This is a genomic window from Ileibacterium valens, from assembly GCF_001945525.1.
GTDB lineage: Bacteria > Bacillota_I > Bacilli_A > Erysipelotrichales > Erysipelotrichaceae > Ileibacterium > Ileibacterium valens.
In genome coordinates, this window is the sequence record NZ_MPJW01000081.1 from 1 (window position 1) to 11,549 (window position 11,549).

Sequence of the window (11,549 nt, forward strand, 5' to 3'; positions counted from 1 at the left end):
TCTCATTTTGCTTTCTGGTTCTAAGCTGGCTTTATTGAAAAATGGAAACAAAATTATGCGGCTGCTCCTATCGGCAGCTGCCAACTTTTTAATTGATATTTCGGCAACTTTTCAATTGACATATACACCAGAAGGAGTTGGAATAGATTATGTTATGTGTTCCATTACTGTTTGTAAGGTCATAGACTTTTTCAAACTTGGAAAGATTATTCGTTTGCGTATTGCCTACACCATCCAGAATGTATGTTCCCCCTGTTCGGTTGAACCGTAATGGAAATTCATTCTGAACAAAGTTGGTCTTTCCCCGAATGCTTTTATCTTTTCCAGAAATCGGATTTCCATCTGCATCCCGTGCATATGAAAAAATGGCTGGGGCAACCACTCCATCATTCCAGATCAGAGTCCCATTTTCGGTATCCAGACCTTTAACAAGACCAAAGGTTGTTCCTTTATTATTTCTCGAGTTATATCCGTTAATCTTATTGCTTAACTTATCTTTATTCCATAACTGACTTCCCCAGCCAGATCCGGTATTGACATTTCCAAATGCGAAATAAGCACCCTGCGCATTTTTTGGATAGTTGTCCGGGTGGTTAATTCCCTGTTTTCCAGTCTGAGAAAATCGTTTCTTATTTTTTAAGGACTTCTCCTGTTCAGAGGTTGGAAGAGGATTAGTTCCCGCTTTTGCATCAGCCTCGCTGGCATAAATGACACCATTTGAAATGTCATAGTCGAAGAAATTTACATTCTCCTTAACATAATCAGAAGACGTTGGATCAAACAGGAAACGGATGGTCATCCCCTCTTTGACATAAATAACGACATGTTCTTTATTACCCGTACCAAATTTTGTTGGCAGATAATCATCGCCCGATTTTTCAAGTCCCTGATTTGTTTCCTTGTCTTTATATTCCGGATTGTTGGTAAAGATAATCCGTGAAGGATCATGCCGGGTCTCATTGTTAATGACTTTCTTTGGTACATCGACGACATGAAAATCCTTTTCGTCTACGCTGCGGCTGTTTTCAAGATTATAGGCAATCCAGACCTGCGCCAACGTATAGTTTTCATTGTATGAGCCTTCGGAAACTTCATTGTATAAGCGGTTCATATATTTCATATTCGGCTTATTGAAGTATTCCACTTTTTCATCTTCAAACAGAACCTTTTTCGTTTTATGAGTTCTCAATGAGCCATCACTATTGATTGCTACTCCATAAAGCGGTGCTGTATTGGTTCCATTAACTGGAATCTGACCACGGGATTCGACATTGATTACATCTAAAATCGTTCCAGTGATCGTTTCGGTGCCCTCAGTACCTGGCTGAAGCTTTGCAGGATCCCAGGGATTACTTTCCCAGTCTGGAATATCTCTTAATGGATAAGTGATTCTATTGGATCCATGCTTTAACCCCATCGAGACGGCTTCAAAATTCAGGTAATGCTGGATTGTGAATTCCGGGTTAATCTCCGGGTTTCTTTTTTCTTCTCTGATGGGATCCTTCTTTGCCGCATGAACGGTGGTAAAGTTCTGATCCACCACACAGGTGAAAGCCATCGAAGCGGCAAGAAGTCCACTGAAGAGCTTTTTGGGAACCTTAATCAGTTTTTTCCAATTTAAGGTTTCTTTCATAGATTTCCTTTCTAATTTCAATTTGTCCAAGAAGCAGTTTGTCTTATGAAAAAGTCACTGCTTCGTTAGACAAAGCATTGAAAATTTCAGTATTCGCTAAAAACCAGATCAAAGTCATTCAGACTTCTCTGGTTTATTTCATATTGTCTTCGCGTTCTTTTTCTTCCCTGAAAGTCCTATCTATCGATTTCCTGATTGAGTTTTGGAAAGAGTGATGAGCGCTTTTCTTTTGAAAACAATGTATGAATTCTCAATTTTCTGCTCGACAGATTGTTTTAGGACCTCCCTTCTAAATAAAAAACCCACCTTAAAAAAGATGGATTTTTAATCGTTTTTCATGCAATCCTGCATGCCTGATAGATTATATAGTGATGTTTGTCTCTTTTTAAAGCTAATATTTAATACAGTTTTAATAAAAATTAAATCATTATTTTTGTTTAATATATTATTTTAAAAATATATAGTTAATTTGTTATTCGTGATTAAAAAACCTCATCGAATGACGATTTATTTTTGATGAATTGTTTGGCCGTTTCTGGTGTTTTTCTAATCACATCAAGATAACTTAATTACCCATATTAATCTAAAAATAACTTTATCCATAAAGTTGGTTTGTTTTATCTCTTATGTAACAATTTTCAAACTATTTCCGGATTATTCCATCAATTTACTATCTCATTTTTATAATTTGCGCTAATCAGCTTTTTGCATTTTATGAATAACATAAAAACTCCTCTGCAGCGAAAACTTCGTTACAGAGGAGTTATCTGGTTTCTTATTGAATCTGGTCTGCGGCAAACAGAGAATCAAAGTTCTTTTCAATCTGTTCTTTTAATTCTTCTTCATCCATTTCCTTAATTTCAGCAATTTTACCGACTGTGTACTGAACAAATGCTGGCTGATTTCTTTTTCCACGTTTTGGTACTGGAGCCAGGTATGGAGAATCCGTTTCGGACAGGATTCGATCTGCCGGACAGATCTTCACGTTTTCAGGACCCTGCTTATTATTTTTAAAGGTAATTGGACCGGCAAAGGAAATCAGTGAATTTAGTTTAAGCGCTTCCTTGAGTGTTTCAGCGGATCCTGAATAACAATGGAATATAATTCGGGTCTTTGGATCACTTTTTAGGATATCCATGCAGTCACCGCTTGCTTCTCTCATATGAATGGCGATCGGTAAATTGTATTTGTTTGCGATCGCAATCTGATCCTTAAAAAGCTGAATCTGCTTGTCCTTATATGATTTGTCATTGTGATAATCGAGACCGATTTCTCCAAGAACATCGATCTGATGATTCTTTGCCGCATTTTCAAGATACTCCATGTCTTCTTTTGTCACTTTCAGAGCATCCTCAGGATACCAGCCAAAAGCGATTTTAAATGTATCCGGATCTTTCTGGCGAATAGGCAAGGCCTTTTCAAATTCTTCGATGTTTGTACAGATGATCATCATCTTTGAAACATTGGCCGCTTTGGCCTGCTCAATGAGTTCATCTACGTTTTCATAACATTCATCACAGGTCAGATGACAATGTGAATCAATATAAGGTACCATGACTTTTCCTCCATTTAAAAAAGGGGAAAAAATCCCCTTTTTCATTTCCTGCTTTGTTTCTTCATTTACCACTTTTTTCCTGTGGGTGTTACCAAATTTTTTAAAATTTGATTCGGATTTGAATGCTGATCAGATCCTGATTTCGTATTTTTGTTCTTTTTTCGAATTTTAATTCTTTTTTAGTTCTGGATTGGAACGGATCTGATTTTCACTTTTTGCTTCATATGATCATTATGACTTTCAACATGATCATATGAATCTCTTCTGAAATCTGAAATCAAGTATTTTGACTTTATAAATGTTAGTTTAATTTATCCAGCGAACTATTCACTGACTTTTCTTGGCTCTTCTTTTTCCTTCTTGAATTCTGGATCTTTGACATAGCCTAAGTTTTCAATGATTTCTTCCATAGCTTGTCTGGTATCATCACGATTTAATGCAAATTCAACCTGAGCCTGAAGAAATCCCTTGCGGTCTCCAACGTCATAGCGGTTGCCTTCAAATTCATAAGCGTAAACTGGTTCATCCTGAGCCAGGCGGTCAATCGCATCAGTCAGCTGGATTTCATGTCCTTTACCTGCTGGCTGCGTTTCAAGTTTTTCGAAAATTTCCGGAGTCAGAACATAGCGTCCAAGAATGGCGAGCTGACTTGGAGCCTGGTCAATCGCTGGTTTTTCAATAAAGGTCGCAACCTTCATCAGTTTTTCATTGACCATATCGGCTGGATCGATAATTCCATATTTATTGACGTTTTCGAGGGCAACAGTCTGTACCCCAACCACGCTTTTTCCTGTCTTGTCGTAAACATCCATCAGTTGATGAATGGCTCCTTTTTTTGGATTAACGACAATGTCATCCCCAAGAAGAACCGCAAATGGTTCATCGCCGATAAAATCCTTGGCACAAAGAATAGCATGGCCTAATCCTTTTGGATTTTTCTGACGAACGGAAACAATGTTGACCATATCGGTGATATCTTCACACATGCGTAAGTGTTCCAGGTCGCCGCTGGCTTTCAGCTTTTCTTCAAGTTCGAAGGAACGGTCAAAATGGTTTTCAATACTCTGCTTGTAGGAATTGGTCACCAGGCAGATTTCTTCAATACCGGCTGCAACAGCTTCCTCAATAATATATTGGATCGTTGGAATATCGACGATTGGAAGCATTTCCTTTGGAATGGCTTTGGTTGCAGGCAAAAAGCGGGTTCCAAAACCAGCTGCTGGAATGACAGCTTTTTTTACTCTTTTCTTCATCTGATTTACCTCCTGAAGTATATGGGACTTCGATCTATGGAAATTTCATTTACCGTTTTGATTGATCTTCATAGTTGATACCGGATTGAATGGTTCAATGATTCAATAAATCATTGAACCGACGAATCAATCAATGAATCGATCAATCTGGTTTTCAAATTTTTGACTTCGTTCTTCAATTCATTTTTTTCAGATCATTTCTTAAAAGTTTCAATCCAATATCGTTTGATTGCTTTCCAGCTTCATTTGAAATTGGATTTCTTCTGTCTAGCTTTTTTTTGGTTCAATAGCTTTTGAACTTTTGCTTTTTATAAGCCAGCCCTGTATGCGAACTTTTTACTGAAATTCAAAAAGGCGGTTTGGATCAAGCCTTTTCTAATCTGTATTATACATGCGTTTGGCACGCTCACGAATGTTAGATTATGGACTGATTCTGTATTTACAGTCATATTTTCGTTTTTCTGCTCTGATTCCTTTATCCAACCGATTCATTTTCCAGTTTTTATTTTCATCTGATAATCCTGAATGATCTTTTGATCTTCATTGCCTTTATCGCTCAGGATAAAATCATATGAATTTTTAGGATGTTTGCGGTTTTTTTACGAATTGAAAAAGCAGATGCTGTAATGGATTGGCGCCTGTTTGCCAATATGCCATAATTAAAGTTACGAGAAAGGACAAACTCATGGCAAAAATGGAAGATCGTCTGGACAAGCTTGAAGCCAGACTTGATGAAATTAATAATCAGATGATGGATCCGGCAGTTCTTTCAGACCGCAGGACGATGGCTAAACTCGGAAGAGAAGCCAATGAACTGACTCCAATCGTCGATACGTATAACGAATATAAAAAGACTCGCGATTCCTTGGCAGAAGCCAAAGAGCTTTCGAAGGATCATGACAAGGAAATCCGCGAAATGGCAATGATGGAAATTGAAGAACTCGAGCCTCTTTTGCAGGAACAGATCGATAAGCTCGAACTGCTTCTCGTTCCAACCGATCCCAACGATTCACATAACGCCTTCATGGAAATTCGTGGAGCTGCCGGCGGAGATGAAGCGAACATCTTTGCAGGTGATCTTTTCCGTATGTATAACAAATACGCTGAAAGCAAGGGCTGGAAAGTGGAAGTCTCCGATGCTGAAGATTCTGAAGCGGGTGGATATTCCCTGATCTGCTTTAAAGTGACTGGTCAGCATGCCTATGGAACCCTGAAATTTGAAAGCGGCTCCCATCGTGTGCAGCGTGTACCAAAAACTGAATCTCAGGGGCGCATTCAGACCAGTACTGCAACCGTTCTCTGCTATCCGGAAATTGATGAAGAGGATTTCGATATCGATATGAACGATCTTGAAATCGAGACCATGCGTGCTTCGGGTGCTGGTGGTCAGCATGTCAACAAGACCGACTCCGCGGTACGTATTATTCATAAGCCAACAGGAATTATCGTTAAGTGTCAGGATGGACGCTCTCAGCATGAAAACAGAGCAACCGCCTTAGCTACGATTGCAGCCCGTGTGAAGGAAGAACATCAGCGTGAAATCGATGCGAAAAACGAAAGTGAACGCAAGATGAAAGTAGGAACCGGAGATCGTGCCGAAAAAATCCGTACCTACAACTATCCTCAAAACCGTGTTACGGATCATCGCATTGGTTATAACGTCAATCAGCTCGATCGAATTGTCGATGGCCGTCTTGAAGATCTGATGCAGGCTCTTTCCCTGGCTGACCAGAAAGCGAAGCTTGCTGGAGAGTCGATCTAAATGATCAGCAATCATCAGATTTACAACGAAGGCAAAAGACGACTGATGGATGCCGGACATTCCGATCAGACCGCTTTGCTTTTGATGAATGAAATCTGCTCCCATTACGGGATTAACCTGTATATGGAAATGGATGATCCCATTAACCCGGCCGTTCAGATCGACTTTCTAGAAGCCGTTCATGAAATGGAAAAAGGAACTCCTTTAGCCTATGTATTAGGGTATGAGAACTTTTATGGCTATGATTTTATCGTCAATGAAAATGTTCTGATCCCAAGACCCGAAACAGAGGAATTGGTCGGCCTGGTTTTACAGCTGTGCGATGAATATTTTGAAGATCAGGATCACGTGAGTGTATTTGATGTGGCGACTGGTTCAGGGGCCATTGGAGTCAGCCTGGCATTGGAAGAACCAAAGATGGATGTCATTGCTTCCGATATTTCAAAAGAAGCTTTGCAGGTGGCTTATCTCAATAATCAGAAGCTGAATTCTTCTGCGATCTTTGTTTGCGGTGATATGCTTGAACCCTTTATTGAACGAAACCTTCACTGCAATATTCTGGTCTGCAATCCCCCCTATATTCCTTCTGAAGAAGAAATGGAACATAGTGTCGTTGACTTTGAACCCCATGTCGCCTTGTTTGGCGGCAAAGATGGACTGAAATTTTATCGCTCCTTACTCAAGAACGCGCATAAAGTCCTGCTTCCAGGATCTATCATGGCTTTTGAAATGGGTTATGATCAGGCAAAACGTTTAAGCCAACTGGTCAGAGAATATTTTGCGGAGGCTAAAATTCAGGTTCATAAGGATATGTCAGGAAAAGACCGCATGTTATCGGCATGGATTAAAGATCCAAAATCCAATACTGATTCTGAGCCCTATTCAGAAAGCGAATAAACAATTAAGATAGATATCGATCGATACCATCGCATGAATGCGCTCCTTTTGGGATTTGCTCTCATGCAGATGGTTTTTCTGTATTATTTGTCATTGTGGAATTGGATTGCTGGTTATGTATTTTAGATTTGAAAATTTCTGGATTTCTCAGTTCTTTACGAATTTTGAAATTCAGGGTTGTATTTACTTGATTTTTATTTTTGGTTGACTATGTATTTTATGTTTTTGGAATAGAAAGAAGGAATAGTTTTTGAAACCACTAAAAAAATTCTCAGCTCCTGGAAATAATGAACCTTGCTGGTGCGGTTCCAATAAGAAATATAAACACTGCCATCAGGCTTTTGACCGCAAGATGGAAACATTAAAAAGGGAAAATAAAAAGGTCCCTCCTCGCTCCCTGATTAAGAACGAAGATGATATTCACTGGATTAAGGAAGCGGCCAAAATCAATAATGGCGTTCTTGATTTAGTCGGCGAAAAGATTCATGCCGGAATGACGACCAATGAAATCGACAAACTGGTTTATGACTATACGGTTGAACACGGTGGAATCCCGGCCCCTTTGGGATACAATGGCTTTCCTAAATCCTGCTGTACTTCAATCAATGATGCCATCTGTCATGGAATTCCTGACGATACTAAATTAAAAGATGGTGACATCGTCAATGTCGACTGCACAACGATCGTTAATGGCCACTATGCAGATGCTTCGAGAATGTTCTGCATTGGAGAAGTTTCAAAAGAAGCAAAACGTTTAGTGGATGTCACAAAAGAATGTCTTGAAGCAGGCGTCGCAGCAGTCAAACCCTGGGGACAGGTCGGTGATATTGGAGCAGCCATTCAGGAAATCGCTCACCGTAATGGTTACTCTGTTGTTCTTGATTTCTGTGGTCATGGCGTCGGAAACGCCTTTCATGAAGATCCAATGGTTGCACATGTCGGACGCAAAGACTGCGGTATGATTCTTGCCCCCGGTATGGTTTTTACAATTGAGCCAATGATCAATCAGGGTGTTTATTCCCTGTTTATTGATGCAGACAATAATTGGACGGCTTATACCGATGATGGAAAGCTGTCTGCTCAGTGGGAAAAGACGCTTCTTGTCACTGATGATGGCATTGAAGTTCTTGCCTGGTAGTTTTTGATCAATCAGATTCGCATCTGTATTTGGAAAGGAATTGAATTATGTCTAAAATTGTAATTTTGAATTCTTCACGTTTCGGACAGGGAAATCCTCGTTTAGGTGAAAAACTCATGAATGATTTCTTTGAATCTTTAGCTAATATGGAATCCCTTCCGGATGCCATTTTGTTCTATAACAGTGCGGTCAATTTAGCCTGCGTAGAACCAGGGATCTTAAATCCATTAAAATCCATTGAAAAACGCGGATGCAGACTTATGATTTCAGCCTCATCCTTAGACTTTTATAATCTGAATAAAGATCTCAAAGCTGGCAGTATTGCGAGCATGGAAGAAATGACTGAAATTATGATGAATGCAGAAAGCGTAATTAAGCCATAGCTTCCTGGCTGAACCTTAATTAAGCCAATCATCGATCTGAACAATAAGAATAAACAGCAAGAATAAGACAGGTTAGACAAAATTATCTTATAATTGATAAATCAAGTCAGAATCAGATTGTTTATCCGGATGCTTTTTTTGTACTGATCTTAGTCTAGCGAGTAAAGAAATTAAATGTACGGTAAGTTACCGGTACTTTTGTTTCTATACTCGTTTTTTTGTTTCCAAACAGAATTGAAGCTTTTTATATATTTCGAAAATTATTTCAGAAATCATTTACGCTTACATATCAGTAAAACTGGCAAAATTGACTTAGGGATTTCATTGTCTATGATGGATGAAGAAAGGACATGATTATGGAAAAATGGACACAGGAGAAGTATGAACATAAGCTTCAGGAGATGAAACAGGCTGCTCATGATAATCTGTGGCTTTATATTGAAGTAAATGCCAAAGACTTAATGGATGAATGCGAACCCAATACGAAAAATCTGGAAGCATGTTGCAATGCCATGCTTGAGAGTATGCTTGAAGGAGACAACTTTATCGTTGAGCCTAAAGTAAAAACCAAAATCGCAGGTAAACTGACTGTTCGCTATTATGTCGATAACCTTCATCCAGGCCGCAGAAAATATTCAGAAGTTAACGGTTAAATGAAACATATCCAGCTGAATTGATTATCCATCCAATATTGGTTAAGCATCGGATAAAGCAGCTAAGCTCAAGTTTTAAATACATATTTACAATCAACAATCCAGACCAGCACAGAATAAGCAGACAGGATTTCATGATTCAATGAACCTGATTTTCTTTGGACAGTCTGGATTTTTTTAATGATTTGAAGCAATTCAAACTTTAAGAATGGTAAAGGAATATCTAAAACTTATAGACTATATAACTAGGAAAATTCATGGAAGAATTGTATGAACAATAACATCAACACGAAATGATTTAACTTCTGTCGTCTGTTTTCCTATTTGTATCGAACGTGTCGGCCTTTTTTTGTTGACGAATTCGACGTTTGTCGAGTTGATATCGTCGTTATCTATCGAATTTAAGAAAATCATAGATAACAATTTGAGTGACATCCTTCCTTGCTTCTTTAAGCGGGAGGATGTTTCAAGTATGTTTTTCTCATATGGATCTGGTAAATTCCAAAGTATAGTCATCCGCTTCTTAAACAGAAATGCTCCATCCAATAACAAAAGCAGAATCAAATCCCTTTATAAAGAAAACAAAGTTTAGAAACCTCGATGACGATGAATTCGATATTTATTTCATCGATAGACTCGATATTTTTTTGTCGAGTCTATCGATATTTCTTCTATCGAGTGCTAAAAATTCATCGATACTGAAGAAGATTAAATACCTTGTAATCGATACAGGTAAGAAAATTAGGATGAAAGAAAAGTTTCTGAAAGTCATAAATGCACGATTCATTAATTAAAGGCAGATAGAAAAATTTTGATATCTGCAAATTCAAACTTGATTTTGCTGTATTCTGTTTGGTTTTGCTCTGGATTCAAAGGAAGCTAAATGTTATTTCATCTTTCTGTGGAAATCTTTCGTTCCATGATGAGTTCGATCACTTCTTCAAATACGGGCAGATCCTGTACAAATCAAAGTGTCAAAGTAGTTTCCATATCGCCTAAGTCACTGTCTGCTTCTACAAAATAAGTCCCTTGTCGATATGACCGACATTATAATATCGATAGACTCGATATTTTTTTCATCGAGTCTATCGACGTTTTTTTGTCGATCCATACAAGTTCATTTATAATGAAAGATAAGAAAGGGGGGAATATTCATGAACATTCCAATGAATATTGAAGAATTACTTAAAGGAAAAATAGTGGAGTCTTCCAGAATTGAATTGAAAGAAAATTTCAATCCAGACCCAATGGTTCATACAATTTGTGCCTTTGCAAATGATATTGATAATATCGGAGGCGGCTATATCTTCGTAGGGATCAAAGAGGTAAATGGTATTCCAGAACGTCCAATTACTGGGCTTCCTATAAATAAACTGGATGAAATCCAAAAAGAGGTGATCCGCTGCTGTCATTTCATCGAACCATTATATATCCCTGAAATTCAGACGGTAGAAATTGATGAAAAACCTGTTCTTCTGATTCGAGTTCAGGGGGGACATAGTCGGCCATACAAAGCTTGTATAAATGTTCCTAAGAAAAAGAAAGATCATCTGGATAAAAACGGCTTTGAAAACAGAGAAAAGAAATACTATATCCGCAAGGGATCCAGTACAATTGTGGCTTCCCCTCTTGACGAGAAAGAGCTTTATTATATTTCCAGTTCAATCCCTTATGATGATCGACCGAATCTGCTTGCCAGAGTAGAAGATCTCAGTCTGGAACGGATGAAGGAGCACTTGCGGCAAACAGGAAGTTCTCTGTTAGAATCTAATTCTGAACTTTCCCTGTATGAGCTGGCTGAAGATTTACGAATTATTGAAGGTCCTCCCGAAGAGCTCCGGCCACTGAATGTAGGCCTTTTGATGTTTGGAAAAGATCCTCAAAAGTTCTTTCGTTATGCAAGAACAGAATTAGTATGGATTCCTAATCCTGATGGAACTGGAATGGAGGAGCAGACCTTCAGTGGTCCTCTGCAAGTTCAGCTGAAAAATGCTCTTGATACAATTAAAGACAAATTTTTAAAAGAGAAAATCATCAAACTGCCAGATCGGCCTGAATCTATGCGAATCTGGAATTATCCATTTCAGGCCGTTCAGGAAATCCTGGCCAATGCGATTTATCATAAGTCTTACCAGATTCATGAACCGATTGTTCGTGGTTTTATAAAAGTACCCAAAACGGGTGATTTAATACTTAACACTTTTGGTTAAGTATTCGCTCGTTTCGGGTACTTTTTTGTCTCGTTATGGGCCCAGAATTATCGTCGACAATATTC

The 11,549-nt window shown here is 38.5% G+C and carries 9 protein-coding genes; 6 read left to right on the plus strand and 3 right to left on the minus strand.

The window, feature by feature from the left end; translation table 11 throughout:
• Positions 1-88 precede the first annotated feature (88 nt).
• The 3 genes from BO222_RS03220 to galU all read right to left on the minus strand — a co-directional run bounded on the left by BO222_RS03220 (position 89) and on the right by galU (position 4,441).
• The gene (locus BO222_RS03220; protein WP_075818275.1) at positions 89-1,633 is read right to left on the minus strand and encodes a hypothetical protein; all 1,545 of its coding nucleotides are present in this window, start codon (positions 1,631-1,633) and stop codon (positions 89-91) included.
• A 775-nt stretch (positions 1,634-2,408) separates the two neighbouring features.
• Positions 2,409-3,188, minus strand: coding sequence for a TatD family hydrolase (locus BO222_RS03225; RefSeq protein ID WP_075818297.1), 780 nt, complete (start codon positions 3,186-3,188; stop codon positions 2,409-2,411).
• Between the two features lie 323 nt (positions 3,189-3,511).
• The gene (gene galU / locus BO222_RS03230; protein WP_075818277.1) at positions 3,512-4,441 is read right to left on the minus strand and encodes a UTP--glucose-1-phosphate uridylyltransferase GalU; all 930 of its coding nucleotides are present in this window, start codon (positions 4,439-4,441) and stop codon (positions 3,512-3,514) included.
• Positions 4,442-5,126: 685 nt separating this feature from the next.
• Between galU and prfA the strand changes: the two genes are divergently transcribed.
• The 6 genes from prfA (at position 5,127) to BO222_RS03275 (ending at position 11,484) form a co-directional block, all read left to right on the plus strand.
• On the plus strand, positions 5,127-6,203 hold the full coding sequence (prfA, locus tag BO222_RS03235; protein WP_075818279.1) for a peptide chain release factor 1: 1,077 nt from the start codon (positions 5,127-5,129) through the stop codon (positions 6,201-6,203).
• Positions 6,204-7,100, plus strand: coding sequence for a peptide chain release factor N(5)-glutamine methyltransferase (gene prmC, locus BO222_RS03240; protein ID WP_075818281.1), 897 nt, complete (start codon positions 6,204-6,206; stop codon positions 7,098-7,100).
• Between the two features lie 250 nt (positions 7,101-7,350).
• Complete coding sequence (locus BO222_RS03245) at positions 7,351-8,238, plus strand: methionyl aminopeptidase (protein ID WP_075818283.1); 888 nt, start codon at positions 7,351-7,353, stop codon at positions 8,236-8,238.
• A gap of 47 nt (positions 8,239-8,285) precedes the next feature.
• A complete protein-coding gene (locus BO222_RS03250) occupies positions 8,286-8,621 on the plus strand; it encodes a hypothetical protein (RefSeq protein WP_075818285.1) in 336 nt (111 codons plus the stop codon).
• 356 nt (positions 8,622-8,977) lie between these two features.
• A complete protein-coding gene (locus tag BO222_RS03260; RefSeq protein ID WP_075818289.1) occupies positions 8,978-9,274 on the plus strand; it encodes a hypothetical protein in 297 nt (98 codons plus the stop codon).
• A gap of 1,154 nt (positions 9,275-10,428) precedes the next feature.
• The gene (locus BO222_RS03275) at positions 10,429-11,484 is read left to right on the plus strand and encodes an AlbA family DNA-binding domain-containing protein (RefSeq protein WP_075818295.1); all 1,056 of its coding nucleotides are present in this window, start codon (positions 10,429-10,431) and stop codon (positions 11,482-11,484) included.
• Positions 11,485-11,549: the final 65 nt, after the last annotated feature.